Origin of the sequence: Spirillospora sp. NPDC052242 (genome assembly GCF_040679555.1) — a bacterium.
In the GTDB taxonomy this organism is placed as follows: Bacteria; Actinomycetota; Actinomycetes; order Streptosporangiales; family Streptosporangiaceae; genus Spirillospora.
Genome location: NZ_JBFAUZ010000023.1, coordinates 90,080 through 106,761 on the forward strand (window position 1 = coordinate 90,080; position 16,682 = coordinate 106,761).

Annotated in this window: 15 protein-coding genes and 1 pseudogene; 13 read left to right on the plus strand and 3 right to left on the minus strand. The window is 74.3% G+C overall.

Annotated elements, in window-relative coordinates:
* The first annotated feature begins 137 nt into the window (after positions 1-137).
* Together AB0L25_RS20245 and AB0L25_RS20250 are read left to right on the plus strand one after the other, a co-directional pair.
* Positions 138-731, plus strand: a complete 594-nt coding sequence (locus AB0L25_RS20245) for a TetR/AcrR family transcriptional regulator (protein ID WP_500174176.1) — start codon at positions 138-140, stop codon at positions 729-731.
* Positions 728-1,372, plus strand: coding sequence for a GAP family protein (locus AB0L25_RS20250; protein WP_500174177.1), 645 nt, complete (start codon positions 728-730; stop codon positions 1,370-1,372). Before AB0L25_RS20245 ends, AB0L25_RS20250 begins: the two co-directional genes overlap by 4 nt.
* Here AB0L25_RS20250 and AB0L25_RS20255 read toward each other — a convergent pair.
* Entirely contained in the window at positions 1,359-1,994 is a 636-nt protein-coding gene (locus tag AB0L25_RS20255; RefSeq protein WP_500174178.1) for a TetR family transcriptional regulator, read from the minus strand. The genes AB0L25_RS20250 and AB0L25_RS20255 overlap by 14 nt on opposite strands.
* A gap of 150 nt (positions 1,995-2,144) precedes the next feature.
* Between AB0L25_RS20255 and AB0L25_RS20260 the strand changes: the two are divergent.
* Positions 2,145-3,744, plus strand: a pseudogene (locus tag AB0L25_RS20260) (MFS transporter); the annotation flags it as partial.
* Here the strand turns inward: AB0L25_RS20260 and AB0L25_RS20265 are convergent.
* A complete protein-coding gene (locus AB0L25_RS20265; protein WP_500174179.1) occupies positions 3,745-4,998 on the minus strand; it encodes an RNA polymerase sigma factor in 1,254 nt (417 codons plus the stop codon).
* 300 nt (positions 4,999-5,298) lie between these two features.
* On the opposite strand from AB0L25_RS20265, the gene egtA reads away from it, so the two are divergent.
* Genes egtA through egtD form a run of 4 tightly spaced genes read left to right on the plus strand, consistent with a single transcriptional unit; the run spans position 5,299 to position 9,572 of the window.
* Positions 5,299-6,516 (plus strand): ergothioneine biosynthesis glutamate--cysteine ligase EgtA, encoded by a 1,218-nt coding sequence (gene egtA, locus AB0L25_RS20270; protein WP_500174180.1) that lies wholly within the window; start codon positions 5,299-5,301, stop codon positions 6,514-6,516.
* Positions 6,504-7,847, plus strand: coding sequence for an ergothioneine biosynthesis protein EgtB (egtB, locus tag AB0L25_RS20275; RefSeq protein WP_500174181.1), 1,344 nt, complete (start codon positions 6,504-6,506; stop codon positions 7,845-7,847). The genes egtA and egtB overlap by 13 nt, the downstream gene beginning before the upstream one ends.
* The gene (gene egtC / locus AB0L25_RS20280) at positions 7,847-8,581 is read left to right on the plus strand and encodes an ergothioneine biosynthesis protein EgtC (RefSeq protein ID WP_500174182.1); all 735 of its coding nucleotides are present in this window, start codon (positions 7,847-7,849) and stop codon (positions 8,579-8,581) included. Before egtB ends, egtC begins: the two co-directional genes overlap by 1 nt.
* 40 nt (positions 8,582-8,621) lie before the next feature.
* Positions 8,622-9,572, plus strand: a complete 951-nt coding sequence (gene egtD / locus AB0L25_RS20285; RefSeq protein WP_500174183.1) for an L-histidine N(alpha)-methyltransferase — start codon at positions 8,622-8,624, stop codon at positions 9,570-9,572.
* A gap of 9 nt (positions 9,573-9,581) precedes the next feature.
* On the opposite strand, the gene AB0L25_RS20290 is transcribed toward egtD, so the two are convergent.
* A complete protein-coding gene (locus tag AB0L25_RS20290; protein ID WP_500174184.1) occupies positions 9,582-10,358 on the minus strand; it encodes an SGNH/GDSL hydrolase family protein in 777 nt (258 codons plus the stop codon).
* Between the two features lie 187 nt (positions 10,359-10,545).
* On the opposite strand from AB0L25_RS20290, the gene AB0L25_RS20295 reads away from it, so the two are divergent.
* The 6 genes from AB0L25_RS20295 (at position 10,546) to AB0L25_RS20320 (ending at position 16,664) form a co-directional block, all read left to right on the plus strand.
* Entirely contained in the window at positions 10,546-11,853 is a 1,308-nt protein-coding gene (locus AB0L25_RS20295) for an acyltransferase family protein (RefSeq protein WP_500174185.1), read from the plus strand.
* A 52-nt stretch (positions 11,854-11,905) separates the two neighbouring features.
* Complete coding sequence (locus tag AB0L25_RS20300; protein WP_500174186.1) at positions 11,906-12,958, plus strand: hypothetical protein; 1,053 nt, start codon at positions 11,906-11,908, stop codon at positions 12,956-12,958.
* A gap of 46 nt (positions 12,959-13,004) precedes the next feature.
* On the plus strand, positions 13,005-13,970 hold the full coding sequence (locus tag AB0L25_RS20305; protein ID WP_500174187.1) for a LacI family DNA-binding transcriptional regulator: 966 nt from the start codon (positions 13,005-13,007) through the stop codon (positions 13,968-13,970).
* 155 nt (positions 13,971-14,125) lie between these two features.
* Complete coding sequence (locus AB0L25_RS20310) at positions 14,126-15,337, plus strand: ABC transporter ATP-binding protein (protein ID WP_500174188.1); 1,212 nt, start codon at positions 14,126-14,128, stop codon at positions 15,335-15,337.
* On the plus strand, positions 15,337-15,984 hold the full coding sequence (locus AB0L25_RS20315; protein WP_500174189.1) for an ABC transporter permease: 648 nt from the start codon (positions 15,337-15,339) through the stop codon (positions 15,982-15,984). The genes AB0L25_RS20310 and AB0L25_RS20315 overlap by 1 nt, the downstream gene beginning before the upstream one ends.
* A complete protein-coding gene (locus AB0L25_RS20320; RefSeq protein WP_500174190.1) occupies positions 15,981-16,664 on the plus strand; it encodes an ABC transporter permease in 684 nt (227 codons plus the stop codon). The genes AB0L25_RS20315 and AB0L25_RS20320 overlap by 4 nt, the downstream gene beginning before the upstream one ends.
* Positions 16,665-16,682: the final 18 nt, after the last annotated feature.

A 16,682-nucleotide genomic window follows, 5' to 3' on the forward strand; every position in this document is an offset into this window, starting at 1 on the left:
TGAGGGCGGTCGCGTCATCTGTTAGTGCGGACGGCCCCTTTCGTACCCGCTCTGTGGAATCCACACCTCCTGGTCGTTTCGGTCTTGCTTCGGCCCCGAACCGGGCCGTTAAGAAAATAATGCGGTACTATTTTTTCATGACGCCGCACGTCGACGCCGACACCCGCCGTGCCCAGGTCGCCTCCGCACTGGTCACCGTGGTCGCCGAACGAGGGCTGGCACGGACGACCCTGGCCGACGTCGCACGGACCGCGGGGGTGTCCGTGGGGCTCGTCCAGCGGTACTTCCGCACCAAGGACGAACTCCTCAAGTTCGGCATCGAGCACGTGTACCGGCGCACCGAGGAGCGCGTCGCCGCCATCCCGATCGAGCCGCCGATCCGCGACCTCGTCGTCCGGCTGATGGAGACCTCGCTGCCGCTGACGCCCGAGCGGCACGCGGAGGCGAGGGTCTGGCTGGGCTTCGTGCAGGCGTCGCTCACCGACCCGGAGATGGCCGCGGTCCACCGGGCCGCGACCGGACGGCTGATCGACGGCGTCCTGCGGGCGCTGGAGGGCGCCCGGCGGGCCGGGGAGATCGCCACCGGCGTCGACGCCGCCGCCGAGGCCGCCGCCCTGGTGGCGTTCGCGGACGGCCTGTGCCTGCACCACGCGGCGACCGGCGACGGGTTCGACGCGCCCCGCATCGCCGCCGCGCTGCGCACCTACGTCGACCGCCTCTTCGCGTCGTGAGCGCGCCGCTCGCCCTGGCGCTGGCCGGGCTCGGGCTCCTCGACAGCACCAGCTTCGGCACCCTGCTGATCCCGATCTGGCTGCTGCTCACCCCGGGCCGCGTCCGGACCGGCCGGATCGCCGCCTACCTGCTCACGGTCGCCGCGTTCTACTTCTGCGTCGGCGTGCTCCTGGTCCTGGGCGCCGACGCCGCCCTGGCGGGCGTCCGGGCCGCGTTCGCCGAGGTGCCCGCGCCCGTCCTCGGGGGCGCGCAACTGGCCTTCGGCGCCTTCCTCATCGCGTGGAGCTACCAACTGGAGGCGCGCGCCCGCGCGAGCGAAGGCGGGCCCGGGAAGCTGCGGCGCTGGCGCGAGGACGCCATGACGGGCGGCGGCCGGGGGGCGCGCGGCCTGGTGAGCCTCGCGCTGGCGGCCACGGCGCTGGAGGTCGCGACGATGGTGCCCTACCTGGCCGCCGTCGCGCTCATCGCGGGCGCCGGGCTCTCCTGGCCGGTCACCGGCGCCGCGCTGGCCGGATACGGTCGGGGGCATCGGCATCGGCGTCGCGCTCAACGCCGTGGTCAACCTCGGCCTCCTGACCGCCTGACCCGGCCGGGACGCCTCAGGCCCTCATCTCCTCAGGCCCGCGTCACAGCGTGTTGAGGTCGTGCTCGAGGACCGCGAAGGCGGCGTCGGCGGCCTCGGTGAGGGACGAGTAGCCCATCTCGGGGGAGTGCAGGGCCTCGGCGGCCGTGCGGAAGGCGCCCGTGGCGGTGGCCGCGACGATGTGCGGGCGCAGGTCGGTGGCGGGGTCGAGGCCCATCCGCTCCGCGATGACCTCGGTGAGCAGCAGCTGCTTGCGCGCCGCGTGCTCCAGGCTGCCGGCCGACAGGGCCGGGCTGTCGGCGGTCATCGAAATCAGGCACTCGAACCGCTCCGGCGTGAAGCCCAGCTCCCCGGTCTCGCAGGCGCGGGCGACCTGGACGACCGTGCGGCGCAGCGCCGTCATGATCGGCTCGTCCGCCGGGCGCTCGGACAGGAGGCTCAGGACGGCGCGGAGCTGCTCGTCCTGGAAGGTGAGCGCCACGTCCTCCTTCGACGCGAAGTAGCGGAAGAACGTGCGGGACGACACGTCGACCGCGTCGGCGATCTCCTCGACGGTCGTCGCGTCGAACCCCTTCTCGGCGAAGAGGGCGAACGCGGCGTCGACGAGGGCCTCGCGGGTGCGCTGCTTCTTGCGCTCCCGGCGGCCCGGCGGCCGGGCGTCGGGGACGGTCGCGGTCATGGGCGAATCTTAACGGCCAGGTAGGGGCGGGTAAAGCGACTGAGGGCGACTGTTGGCGCTTTGTGACTCATGTCGCGCTGCGACGTACGGCGGTTGACGACAGTTGTCATGCCATGACACTTTGAGGGGAGTCGATCGGGAGGACGAAGGATGACGCAGTTGCTCGAGAAGCCGGTGCGGCCGCGGGAGCGGGCGGGGCGCGGGCATCCGTGGCTAACGCTGTTCGCGGTCGCGCTGGGCGTGATGATGGTCGGGCTCGACGCGACCGTGGTGGCCATCGCCAACCCGGCGATCGCGCGGGAGTTCGGCGCCGACCTGTCCGGCCTGCAGTGGGTGACCAACGCGTACCTGCTGGCGCTGGCCGTGACGCTGATCCCGGCCGGCAAGATCGCCGACCGGTTCGGACGGCGCCGGACGTTCCTGGCGGGCGTCGTCGGGTTCGCCGTGTCGAGCGTCCTCATCGGGCTGTCCGGCGGGCTCGGCATGGTGATCTTCTGGCGGGTCGTGCAGGGCTTCGCGGGCGCGCTGCTCCAGCCGGCGAGCCTGGCGATCCTGCGCAACACGTTCCCGGCCGAGCGGCTCAACACCGCGCTCGGCGTCTGGGGCGCGACGGTCGGCGTCTCGATCGCGGGCGGGCCGATCGTGGCCGGGCTGCTGGTGGAGAACGTCAGCTGGGAGTCGGTGTTCTTCGTCAACGCGCCGCTGGGGCTGGTCGCGCTCGCCGTGGGCCTGTGGGTGATCCGCGAGTCGCGGGACGAGGACGCGGCGGGGCGGTTCGACCTCGCCGGGGTCGCGCTGCTGTCGGGCGCGCTGTCCGCGCTGGTGTGGGGCCTGATCCGGGCGGGCGAGCACGGTTTCGGGGACACCGTTCCGCGCGTGTCGTTCGCGGTGGCGCTGGCGCTGTTCGCGGCGTTCGTCTGGAACGAGCGGCGGGCGGAGAACCCGCTGCTGCCGCTGAGCCTGTTCCGGTCGGTGTCGCTGTCGGCGGCGACCGGGCTGATCGTCCTCGGCTTCTTCGCCATGTTCGGGACGATCTTCTTCATCACCCTGTACCTGCAGCAGGTGCACGGGATGAGCCCGGTCGACGCGGGGGTGCGGCTGCTGCCGATGACCGCCGTGTTCATCGTGGCGTCGCCGGTGGCGGGCATGCTGACCAGCCGGTTCGGGCCGCGCGTGCCGCTGGTGCTCGGGATGGCGTTCACCGCCGCCGCGCTGTTCGGGCTGTCGCGCGTCGGCGTCGCCGCCCCCTACGCCGAGCTGTGGCCGTGGTTCGTGCTGATGGGGCTGGCGTTCGGCATGGTGATCGTCGCCGGGACGGAGGCGATCGTGGGGAACGCGCCGCCTCAGCTCGCGGGCGTCGCCGGGGGCCTGCAGCAGACGGCGTCGCAGGTCGGCGGCGTCCTCGGCACCTCGGTGCTCGGGGTGCTGCTGTCCACCCGGGTCGGCGACGTGCTGTTCGGGCGGCTGACGGACGCGGGCGTCCCGGACGCCGCCGCGCAGCGGCTCGCCGGGCAGGAGGGCATCGTGTCGCAGGGCGTCGCGCCGGTCCCGCCCGGCACGCCGGAGCCCGCCGCCGACGCGATCACGACCGGCAGCCACCTCGCGTTCATGGACGGCTTCCAGACGTCGCTGACCGTCGCCGGGGCCGTGGCCGCCGTCGCGGTGCTCGCGGCGCTGTTCGTCCGGCGGGGCTCGTCCCCGGTCGAGGGCGCGGCGGCCCTCTAGGCCCGGGGCGCGCGGTGGGCGCGGGTCAGCTCGGGTTCGGCGCGGGGTTCGAGGTGGGGCTCGGCATGCCGGACGGCGTCGGCTCCGCCGACGGCGGGGGCGTCCCGGTGTCAGGGGGAGCGGTCGGGGGCGTGGAGCCGTCCGGGGGAGTCGTGTCCGGGGGGACCGTGGGGTCGCCGTCGGACGGCGGGCCCGGCGGCGGGGCCGACGGGGACGGCGTGCCCTCCTGCTCGCGGTCGTCCGCGGGCGACTTCTCCGGCGCGGGCTTCGAGGCGGGCGCGGAGGCGCGGCGCTCGGCGTCCCCGCCCGCCGTCCCGCCGGACGAGCCGCCCGCCGAGCCTCCGGACGAGCCGCCGGCGGGCGCGCCGCCTCCGGTGGGCCGCCGCGAGTCGCCGTACGGGCTCGTCACGCCGCCGGGACCCGACTCGGCGACGGCCGGTTCGTGGCCGGTGCCGTTGGGCGAGACGGACGCGGGCTGCGTGCGGCCCTCGCCGGACGAGGGGACGACCGTCGACGACGACCCGGTGCCCCGGGCGGCCGGCCACGACGCGAGCAGGCCGATGACGGCGGCGGCCGAGGCGGCGACGCCCGCGGCGGCGCCGAGCCCCCGCGACCAGGCGCCCCCGAGGCCGCGCCGGGCCCGGCGGGCCTCGGCGGGGGCGTCCCGTCCCACCACCACGAGCGGGATCGGGGCGGTCACCGTGGGGACGTCCCGGGCCGCCTCCTCCGCGCAGGCGGCGATGACGCGGTCGCGCAGCCAGCCGGGCGCGTGCGCCGGGGCGCGCCGGGCCAGCAGCTTCGGCAGCCTGCCCTTCTCGAACGCGGTGATGAGGTCGAGCCGCGGTTCGGTGGTGCCGCGCATGAGGATGTCGAGGACGGCCCGTTCCAGCCGGGCCCGCGCCGTCGCGACGAGCTGCGCCGCGGTGTCGGGGGCGACGCCGAGCAGCCGCGCGATGTCGGGGACGTCCAGCCACTCGCCCGCGTGGAGCAGCAGGGCCTCGCGGTGGTCGGAGGGCAGCGCCGCGGCGGCGCGCAGCAGCGGATCCGGGTCGGCGAACAGGGGCCCGGCGTGCGGGGCGAACGCGCCGCGGTCGGCGCAGACCGTCCGGGCGAGGGAGTACAGCCACAGGACGCCGTCGCCGCGCGGGGGCCGGTGGACGGCCGCGGCGAACGCGTCGCCGAGCGCGGCGGCCGCGACCTGGTCGCCGACGAGGGACCAGCAGTACGCGTAGAGACGGTCCGCGTGCGCGTCGTAGAGCGAACCCGTGTCTGCGCGCATGTGACCTCCACGTCGTCCGCTGCGGGGGCCGGTGCCCGGTCTCCCGGCCGATCGGCCCGATCGCTCGGACCCATCCTTCGGCAGGCGCGCACACCGGTGGTGGACGGGACTTTAGCGCGTCCCGTCAAGAGGTGAGAAGTCCGGTAATGGGTGATTCGCGAAATGCCACGGAGGGTGATCGAGATGCGTGCGAATCGTGATGTTCACGGAGATTTAAGGAAGATCATGAAAATCGCCGGATATCTGATGCGGTTCAGCAGGGAAGGATCCGAACCCGTCGACTGACCAGAGGAGTCAAGGGTGACCCGGCTGACCGTGGACGACGTCTACCAGCACATACACGGGGTCTGCTTCAAGACCGGCCCGCCCGGGACGGTCGGCGCCGAGACCGAGTGGTTCGTGGTCGACGCCGCCGATCCCGCCGCGCACGTCCCCGCCGCGAAGGTCCGCGCCCTCATGGACGCCGCCGGGCCGCCGGCCGGCGGGAGCACCGTGACCTACGAACCCGGGGGCCAGCTCGAGCTCAGCTCCGCCCCGTTCCCGACCCTGTCCGCCCTGCACGCCGCGCTCGCCGGCGACATCGCCCGCGTCCGCGACGTCCTCGCCCCGGCCGGGCTCGCCCTCGCCGGGCACGGCGTCGACCCCGTCCGCCGTCCCCGCTTCCAGGCCGAGCATCCCCGCTACCGCTGCATGCGCGACTACTTCGTCTCCGGCGGATTCCCCGACGCGGGCGAGGCCATGATGTGCTCCACCGCGTCCGTGCAGGTCTGCGTCGACATCGGCGCCGACCGGGCGGACGCCGCCCGCCGCTGGCGGCTCGCGCACGCGCTCGGCCCCGTGCTGGTCGCCGCGTTCGCGAACTCGCCCGTCCGCGCCGGGCGCCGCACCGGGCTGCGGTCGTCCCGGCAGGGCATCTGGACCGAGCTCGACCCCTGCCGCACCCTGCCCGTCCTGCGCGAAGGCGACGGCGACGACCCCGCCGAGGCGTGGACCCGGTACGCGCTGGACGCCCGCGTGATGCTCGTCCACACCGCGTCCGGCGAGTGGGTGTCCGACCCCGGCATGTCGTTCCTGGAGTGGCTCGGCAAGGGCGAGCCCGGCCCGGACGACCTGGCCTACCACCTGTCGACGCTGTTCCCGCCCGTCCGGCCGCGCGGCTGGCTCGAACTGCGGATGATCGACGCGCTGCCCGGACCGTACTGGGCCGTCCCGGTCGCCGTCGTCGCCGCGCTGCTGGACGACCCGGCGGCGGCGTCGCTCGCGGAGGCCGCCGCCGAGCCGGTCGCGGGCCGCTGGGCGGAGGCCGCGCGGTCCGGCCTCGCCGACCCGCCGCTGGCCGCCGCCGCCCGCGCCTGCTTCGCCGCCGCGCTCGACGCGCTGCCCCGGCTCGGCGCGTCCGGGCTCGTCCCGCTCGTGGCCGAGTACACCGGCCGGTACGTGGAGCGCGGCCGCTGCCCCGCCGACGACCCGACTCAGGAGACCACCGCCCACGAGGAGGACCCGGCATGCCCCCTGTGACCCGGAACGAACCGGTCCGCGACGAGGACGCCCTCAAGGAACTGATCGCGGACGAACTCGGCGCGTCCCGCGACCGCAGCCTCGGCCTCACCACGGACGTCCTCGCCGAGGACGACCTGGTCGCGCAGGTGTCGCCGCTGATGTCGCCGCTCGTGTGGGACCTCGCGCACGTCGGCAACTACGAGGAGCTGTGGCTGCTGCGCGCGGCGGCGGGCGCCGACCCGATGCGCCCGGAGATCGACGGGCTCTACGACGCGTTCGAGCATCCGCGCGCCGAGCGCCCGGCGTTGCCGCTGCTCCCGCCGGGCGAGGCCCGCGCGTACATCTCGACCGTCCGCGCGAAGGTGCTGGACGCGCTGCCGTCCGTCCCGTTCGACACCCCGGACCCGCTCACGAACGGCGGGTTCGTGTACGGGATGGTCGTCCAGCACGAGCACATGCACGACGAGACCATGCTCGCCACCCACCAGCTCCGCACCGGCGCCCCCGCGCTCCTCGACCCGCCCGGCGAGACCGTCCAGGAGCACGGCGCCCATCCCGAGCGGGAGGTGCTGATCGAGGGCGGGCCCTTCCAGATGGGGACGTCCGACGAGCCGTGGGCGTACGACAACGAACGCCCCGTGCACATCGTGGACGTGCCGTCGTACTACATCGACGCCGAACCGGTGTCGAACGCCGCCTACACGCGGTTCATGGACGACGGCGGATACGACGACCCGCGCTGGTGGACGCCCGCCGGATGGGAGTGGCGGAACAAGAGCGGCAAACGGTCCCCGGCGTTCTGGCGGCGCGAGGGCGGGCAGTGGCTCCGCCGCAGGTTCGGGCGCACCGAACCCGTCCCGCCCGGCGAACCCGTCCAGCACGTGTGCTGGTACGAGGCGGACGCGTACGCGCGCTGGGCGGGCAAACGGCTCCCCACCGAAGCCGAATGGGAGAAGGCCGCACGCTGGGACCCCGCCGTACAGCGGTCACGGAAGTACCCGTGGGGAGAGGTGTACGAGGAAGGACGCGCGAACCTCGGGCAGCGCGCGCTTCGCCCGTCCCAGGAAGGCTCCTACACGTCGGGCGCGTCCGCCTACGGGGTGCGCCGGATGCTCGGCGACGTCTGGGAGTGGACGTCGTCCGATTTCCACGCCTACCCGGGCTTCCGCTCCTTCCCCTACAAGGAGTACTCGGAGGTCTTCTTCGGACCGGAGTACAAGGTGCTCAGGGGAGGCTCCTGGGCGACCCACCCGCTCGCCGTCCGCGGCTCGTTCCGCAACTGGGACTACCCGATCAGGAGGCAGATCTTCTCCGGGTTCCGCTGCGCGCGCGACGCCGGGACCCGCTGATGTGTCGCCACCTCGGGTACCTCGGCCCCGAACGCACGCTGCACTCGCTCGTCTACGACGGCGAGCACTCCCTCGAGACGCAGGCGTACGCGCCCCGCATGACGCAGGGCAACCTCCTCAACGCCGACGGGTACGGCGTCGGCTGGTACGCCGCGGGGGAGGCCGTCCGGTTCCGCCGGGCGCAGCCCCTCTGGACGGACGCGTCGTTCCGCGAGATCGCCGCGACCGTGCGGGCGTCATGCGCGGTCGCGGCCGTCCGGTCCGCGACCGCCGGGTTCCCGGTGGACGAGTCGGGCGCCCAGCCGTTCCGCGCCGAGGGCCGGCTGTTCAGCCACAACGGCGTCGTCCAGGGCTACGCGGAGGTCGAGGCGCGGCTCCGCGAGCTCGCCGGCGACGTCGCGCGCGTCCCGGACGCCCGCGCCCCGCTCGACTCCGCCCCGCTGCTCGCGATCGCCGCGCGGCACTGGCGGGACGGCGCCGCGCTCGGCGCGGGCCTCGCCGCGACCGTCGCCGCCGTCACCGCGCTCGCCCCCGGCCGCTACAACCTGCTCGCCGCCGACGGCACGGCCCTCGCCGCGACCACGTGGGGCGACTCGCTGTTCGTCCGGGAGGACGCCGACGCGATCCGAATCGCGTCCGAGCCGCTCGACGGCGACCCCGGGTGGAAACGCGTCCCCGACCGCAGCCTCGTCACCGCCGACCGCGCGTCCGGCGTCCGCATCGAATCCCTGTGACCCGTATCCCTGTGACCCGCAGCCCCGTAAGGAGAACCACGTGGACCGGTTCCTGACCGCCGACGACCTCGCCAAGTCGCTCCGCGCCGACGTCCGGGAGGGCCTCACCGCCGACCCCAAGACGCTCCCGCCCAAGTGGTTCTACGACGAGCGCGGCAGCGAGCTCTTCGAGGAGATCACCGCGCTCGACGAGTACTATCCGACGCGCCGCGAACGGGAGATCCTCACCGCCCGCGCCCCCGACATCGCCGCCGCCACCGGCGCCCGCACCCTTTTGGAGCTCGGCGCCGGTTCGGGCGAGAAGACGCGGCTGCTCCTCGACGCCCTGTCCGGCACCCTCCGGACCTATATACCCGTGGACGTCAGCGCCGACTTCCTCGAGGACGCCGCCCGCGGCATCGCCGCCGACCATCCGGGCCTCGCGGTCCGGCCCGTCGCCGCCGACTACGAGCAGCACCTGCACCTGCTCCCCGGCGGGGAGCGCACGCTCGTCGCGTTCCTCGGCGGGACGATCGGCAACATGCCGCCCGCCGCCCGCATCGGCTTCCTCGGCGGGCTCCGCGCCGCCCTCGGCGACGACGGCTTCCTCCTCCTCGGCGCCGACCTCGTCAAGGACCCCGGACGGCTCGTCCGCGCCTACGACGACGCCGCCGGCATCACCGCCGAGTTCGACAAGAACGTCCTGCGGGTGCTGAACCGCGAACTGGACGCCGACTTCGACCCGTCCGCGTTCGAGCACGTCGCCTGCTGGAACGCGGCCGAGGAGTGGATCGAGATGCGGTTGCGCTCCCGCCGCGACCAGAACGTGCGGATCCGCGGCCTCGACCTCGACGTGTCGTTCGCCGCGGGCGAGGAGATGCGCACCGAGATCTCCGCGAAGTTCCGCCGCGACCGCCTCGAGAGCGAGCTGGGCGCCGCCGGGCTCGCCCTCGCCGAGTTCTGGACCGACCCCGCCGGCGACTTCTCGCTCAGCCTCGCGCGCCCCGCGTGACGCCGTCCGCTACGGCGTCTCGCGCACCGGCGCGGCCAGCCCCAGGCGCTCGACGTCGGCCGCCAGCCGGGACGCCAGGTAGCGGTGGCCCGCCGGGGTCGGGTGGGTGCCGTCCGACTTGATGTACCGGGACGCGTTGCCGCCCACCCGGCCGCCGGTGATCCACTGCCCGGCGATCGGGTCGACGAACGGGACGCCGAGCCGCCCCGCGAGGCCCTGCAGCGCGTCCCGGACGCCGAGCACCTGCGGCGTCGGGGTCCCGTTGCCCCACAGCGGCCCCATCAGGACGAGGTGCGTGCCGGGCCACCGCCGCGCCGCGCGGTCCAGCAGCGTCCGCGCGGCCGCCGCGACCTCCGCGGGCGGCACCCGCCGGTCGTTGTGGCCGCCGGACACGATCAGCATGTCCGGCGCGGGCCGCCAGCCGAGCTGCATCTCGAACAGGCCCAGGAAGTCGTCCCGGCCGTTCGTCGTCTTCACGAACCCGGTGCCGCCGCGCCCGCCGACGATCACCTGCCAGCCGAGCAGCCGCGCCGTCGCGGACGCGTACGTCTCCTCCGGCGCGACCCCGACCTCGCCGACCGTGTAGCTGTCGCCGAGGAACATCACCACGGACGGGGCGGTCCGCGGGGCGCCCGACGCCGACGCGGACGGCGACGGCCCGTCCGCCACCGCGGAGCTGTGCACCGGGTTGGCGACCGCCGAGCAGCCCGCGACGGCCCACGGGCCGGCCAGCAGAGCCAGGCACAGCGTCAACGCCGCGCCGCGACGGGCGCGGCGAAGGTACATGGAGACCGTCCAAAGAGAACTGGGGGATGCATCCGTATCTTACTGACCCGGCCGCCCTTCCGTGAGCGGACGGTCCGCGCGCCCGGCGACGTGTCGCCCTTCCGGAGGTCTGACCTACACCGGCCGTTCACCCGTTCCTCACGTCCGGGTACTCGCCGGGAAACCCGGCCCCGAAAGGGTTCCGCCGGTGACCCGACACGAATCCCCGCCCGCGGACGCGGCGCCGTCGACGGCGGTCCGGTCCCGGCCCGACCTCCCCCCGCCCGGCCTTCCCCCGGAGGACCACCCCCCGCGGGACGCGGGCCCGCGCGACCTCCCGTCGCCGCTCCCCGCGGCCGGACGTCCCGGGCACGGCCGGCTCCGCGAGCTCGACCTGCTGCGCTTCCTCGCGGCGGTCGCGGTGGTGCTGTACCACTTCACCGGCTTCAACGGCGGCGGCGCGTGGCCGGAGCCCTCGCTGGACGTCTTCCCCGGCCTCGGCGCCCTGACGAGCTACGGGTACCTCGGCGTCGACCTGTTCTTCGTCATCAGCGGATTCGTGATCCTGCTGAGCGCGTGGGGACGCGGGCCCGGCGAGTTCGGCATCTCCCGCCTCGTGCGCCTCATGCCGGCGTACTGGTTCAGCGTGCTGCTCGGCGCCGCCGTGTACGCGGTGTTCAAGATGGGGCACGGCGTGCCGGGCCTCATCATCCCCAACCTGACGATGCTGCAGGGCGGTCTCGACGTCCGGAACGTGGACGCCGTGTACTGGACGCTTTGGGTCGAGCTCCACTTCTACGTGCTCGTCGCCGTCCTCGCGGGGATCGGCATCACGTACCGCTCCTGCCTCATCTTCATGGCCGCCTGGCTGTTCGGCGGCCTCTACGCCAACCAGGCGGACAACGAACTCCTCCAGGTCATGCTGCTGCCGACGTGGAGCCCGTACTTCATCGGCGGCATGGCCCTGTACATGATCTACAGGTTCGGCCCCACCCTGCTCCTCTGGGGATACGTCGCCGTGTCGTGGCTCCTCGCCCTGCACTGGGGCGCGTGGCGCGCGCGCACGGCGTGGGAAGAGGCGAACGAGATCGTCGTCAGCGTGGTCGTCACCGGCATCTTCGTGCTGATGAGCCTCGTCGCGCTGGGCAAGCTCCGGTGGATCCGCTGGCGCGGGCTGACCGTCCTCGGCGCGCTGACCTACCCGCTGTACCTCGTGCACTCGCAGCTCGCCCTGCCGCTCGTCGACGCCCTGTACCCGGGCGTCGGCCGCTGGGGCACGCTCGCCATCACCGTCGCCGCGTCCCTGCTGCTGTCCTACGCGGTGTACCGGCTGGTGGAAGGCCCGGCCGCGCGCTGGATGAAGGTCCGCCTGCGCGCGTCCCTCGAACCGATGCGCGCCGCCGGGACGGCCGGCGCTAGGTTGGCGCGGCATGAGGCTCTGGGTGGACGCGGCGGTCCTGGCGTCAACGGCGGCGACCCTCGCGACCGCCCCCCTGCCGAACCCCCCCGCCCCTGACAGCCGGGCCGGCCGCCCGCTCCTCTCCCGGTTCGTGTGTCCCGAGGCGGTCTTGGGGATCGTCGTGGCGCTCGTGTACGTGAACCAGGTGCTGTTCACGGTCTACGTGCTCAGCGTGCACGGCGGCGACGTCGCGTTCGTCGCGCGGTACCTGCCGGAGGGGTGGTTCGCGCTGGCGGACGGTCCGGCGATGCGGGCGGTCGCCGAACGGGTTCCGGGGGCCGGGCTGCTGGCGCCGTCCGTCCTGCGGGTGCAGGCTTTCCTCGAACTGCCCTTCGTGCTGCTCGCGTACGTTACGGTCCTGCGGTGGCTGGACCGCGGGCTGTACCGGCGCGTGGCCGGTTCCTGGATCGTCTGGGCGGCGTCCCTGTCGTACACGTTCGTGTTCTGCGTCGTGGAGTGGGGGCTGCGCAACCCGTACACCACCGAGGACATCGCGATCCGGGTGTGCGCGGCGGTGGCCACGCCTCCGCTCGTCCAGTGGCTCGCGCGGCGGGACGGGACGGACGGCCCGCGGGTCTCGTCGCCCGCGCAGCTGCTCGCCTTCGCCGTTTCCGTCTGGGCCCTGGGGCACCTGGTGCTCACCGTGTACGACACCGCGCTCCTGTACAACCTCGCGCATCTGGGCGGGCGGCTGCCGGGGGCGCTCGTCGCGGCGGCCGCGCTCGTGGCGGCGCGCGTCGCGGCCGGGCGGCTGCGCGACGGCGAGCCGGGACGGGCGGCGGCGAGCGTGCGGCACGCGCTGCGGTACGGCCTCGTCCTGTTCCTGGTGCCCGCGCTCGCCGTCCGGTACGGCCCGAACGTGGGGTCGCCGTGGCTCGCGGGCGCGGCCGGGCTGCTGGTGTGCGGCGCGGCGGCGGGGCTCGCGCTGCGGGCGAGCCTGGCGGGCGCCGGTCCGCGCCGGACGCTCCTGTGGTGCGGGCAGGCGGCCGCGGCGCTCGTCGCGGGAGGGCTCGCCGGGTACGCCGCCGTCCGCGCGGTGACGGACGTGCACTACGAGGCGGGCCTGCTCAGGGGCGCGGCCGTGTGCTTCGTCACGGCCGTCGCCGTGTGCGCCGTGACGGACCGGTGGCTCGACGGGCGTTCCGTCACCCCCGCCGCCTAGGGTGTGAAGGATGGCGGGGAGGCGGAAACGCGCGACCATCCGGGAAGTGGCCGAGGAGACGGGCCTGTCGCCCGCCGCCGTGTCGTACGCGCTCCGCGGCGTCCAGACGTCGGAGGAGACGCAGGCGCGGGTCCGCGCGGCCGCCGACCGGCTCGGGTACGAGGCGCACCCGATCGCCCGCGCGCTCGCCAGCGGCCGCACCGGGCAGATCGGGCTGCTGTGCGGCTCGCTGGAGGACTACTGGCAGCAGTCGCTCGCGGTCGGCATCGGCCGCGCGCTGCTCGCCCGCGACCGGTACGCCCTCATCGTCGACGCGGGCGGCGACCCGGAGCGGGAGCTGGCGCTCGCCCGGCGGCTGCGCGACCAGCGGGTGGACGGCCTCATCGTGCAGCCGCTCGACCCGGCCGCGGAACTGTGGGCGGAGATGGGCGGCGCCCTGCCGGTGGTGTCGATCGGGGACGCGCTGCACGGCGGGCGGTCGCACGGCGAGGTCGTGTTCGACAACCGGCGCGGCGTCACGCTGGCGCTGGAGCATCTGCGCGACCTCGGCCACCGGCGCCTCGCGGTGTTCACCGCGACCCGGGCCAGCACCCCGGACCGTCCGGCGGACGTGCACGTCAACGCCGAGGCCCGACGGCTCGGGCTGCGCGTGGACGTCGTCGCGGTGCCGCAGGGCCTCGCCGCCGCGACCGGCGCCGCGCTGCGCGTGCTCGGGGTTCCAGACCGTCCGTCGGCGGTGTTCTGCTTCACCGACTCGATGGCCTACGGCGTGTACGCCGCGACCCGCGAGCTGAGGCTGGACGTGCCGGGCGACGTCGCGGTGTGCGGGTACGACGACCATCCGATGTCGGCGCTGCTGACCCCGCCGCTGACCAGCGTCGACTGGGACATCGACGGCATCGTCGAGGCGGCCGTCGGGCTGGTCGTCGGGGGTGTCGACGGCGGGTCCCGGGGCGGCCGCGTCGTCCGCGAACCGGCGCTGCGCGCGCGCACGTCGACGAGCGGCGAATGAGGCGACCGTCACACCGTGCATCGGTCTCGGGCCTGTATAGGCGACGTTTCGGTCATATTGGGACGCTGCACGTGCGGTACCCATTGGCTACGGTTGGGCAGATGGCCGAAATCGAACATCGGCGTCTCCGGCGCCCAGCGAGGACGTGATCCCGTTTGATCACCTTTGAGGGCGTCACCAAGCGCTACCCCGACGGCACCGTCGCGCTCGACGACGTCAGCCTGGAGTGCCCGACCGGCCGGATCACCGTGTTCGTCGGGACGTCCGGCGGCGGCAAGACCACCGCGCTGCGCACCATCAACCGGATGGTCGACCCCACCGAGGGCCGGGTGCTCATCGACGGGCGGGACGTCCGCGACCGCAAGCCCGCCGAACTCCGCCGCGGCATCGGATACGTCATCCAGCACGCCGGGCTGTTCCCGCACCGGACCGTCGAGGACAACATCGCGACCGTCCCCCGGCTGCTCGGCCGGAAGAAGAAGGAGACCCGCGACCGGGCCCACGAGCTCATGAAGCTCGTCGGGCTGGAACCGGCGATGGCCAAGCGCTACCCGTTCCAGCTCTCCGGCGGGCAGCAGCAGCGCGTCGGCGTGGCGCGCGCGCTCGCCGCCGACCCCCCGATCATGCTGATGGACGAGCCGTTCAGCGCCGTCGACCCGGTCGTCCGCGCCGAACTGCAGGACGAGTTCCTCCGCCTGCAGGACGAGCTGCACAAGACGATCGTGTTCGTCACCCACGACATCGACGAGGCGATCAAGCTCGGCGACCGCATCGCCGTGTTCCGGACGGGCGGCGAGCTCGTCCAGGTCGACAGCCCGCAGGACCTCCTCGCCCGCCCCGCCGACGACTTCGTCGCCGGGTTCATCGGGCACGACCGCGGCATCCGCCGCCTGTCGTTCGTCCCCGCCGCCGAGGCGCCGCTGTCCGAGCGCGGCATCCTGCCCGCGGACGCGCCGGTCGAGCAGGCCCGGGACGCCGCGGACGGCTGGACGCTCGTCGTCGACGTCGCGGGCCGCCCGCTCGGCTGGGCCGCCGCCGACGCGCTCCCCGCGGAGGGCGTCCTCGCCGACGCGCGGCTCGCCCCCATCGGGCACTCGTTCTCCATCGAGGGCGACTCGCTCCGCGCCGCGCTGGACGCCGCGATCCTGTCGCCGTCCGGCCGGGCCGTCGCGGTGGACGGCGAGGGCCGCGTGCTGGGCCTCGCCGACCAGGCCGACCTCGCCACCGCGATCAGCGCCTCCGGCACCCGCCCGCGGCCCGAGCCCGCGCCGCCGTCCGCACCGTCGCCCGCGCCGCCGCCCGCGGCCCCGCCCGTGGCCCCGCCCGTGGCCGGGGTGCCGGGCGGCGAGGACGGGGCGTCCGCCTGATGGAGATCGACTGGGGCTGGATCGGCGAGCACACCGCCGACCTGTCCGAGAACGCCCTGCTCCACCTGCGCCTGGCGCTCCTGCCGGTGCTGTTCGGCCTGCTGATCTCGCTGCCGCTCGGCGTGCTGTGCCGCCGCTTCGGCTGGCTGTACCCGCCGGCGCTGACGCTCGCGAACGTCCTGTACGCGATCCCGTCGCTGGCGCTGTTCATGGTGTTCATCCAGTACACCGGGCTCACCCCGTCCACGGTGATCATCCCGCTGACCCTGTACAGCCTGTCCGTCCTCGTCCCGAACGTCGTGGACGGCCTCGGCTCGGTGTCCGAACCCGTGCGGCAGGCCGCCACCGCGATGGGCTTCGGCCCGCTGCGCCGGCTGGTCCGCGTCGAGCTGCCGATCGCCGTGCCCGTCGTCATCGCCGGGACGCGCGTCGCCGCCGTCTCGTCCATCAGCCTCGTCGCCGTCGGGCAGCTCATCGGGCAGGGCGGCCTCGGCTACGACATCGTCCGCGGGTACCAGCTGCAGTTCCCGACGCAGATCCTCGCCGCCTCGGTGCTGATCGTCGTGCTCGCGCTCGTCACCGACGCGCTCCTCGTCGTCCTGCAGCGCATCCTGACCCCGTGGGCCCGCGCGCGAGGTGCCTCATGAACGACGTCTGGAACCAGATCGACCTCTCCTGGACGTGGCTGACGTCGGGCGAGCAGTGGGAGGGCGCCAACGGCATCCCGCACCGCCTGTGGCAGCACCTCGTCTACAGCGGGACGTCGCTGTTCTTCGCCGCGCTGATCGGGCTCGCGCTCGGCCTGCTCGTCGGGCACACCGGCCGCGGCGGGTTCCTCGCGACCGGCCTCGCCAACGTCGCCCGCGCGATCCCCACGTTCGGGCTCGTCCTGGTCATCGTCGTGATCGACTACAGCATCACCCCGGTGCTGATCGCCCTGGTGGCGCTGGCCGTCCCGCCGATCCTCGTCAACACCTACGAGGGCGTCCGCGGCGTCGACGCCGACGCCCGCGACGCCGCACGCGGCATGGGCATGACCGGGTGGGGCGTCCTGTGGCGCGCCGAACTGCCGATGGCGATGCCGCTGATCCTGCTCGGCCTGCGCACGTCCGCGATCCAGGTCGTCGCCACCGCGACCCTCGCCGCCTACCCCGGCTTCGGCGGCCTCGGCCGCTACATCATCGACGGACTCGCCCGCAACGACTACCAGCTCGTCGTGGGCGGCACCGTCCTCGTCGTGGCGCTCGCGCTGCTCGTCCAGCTGGTCTTCGCGGTGCTGCGCCGCCTCCTCGTCTCCCCGGGCCTGCTCGGAACGGCCCGCTCCTGACCGTCCCCACGGAAGGAA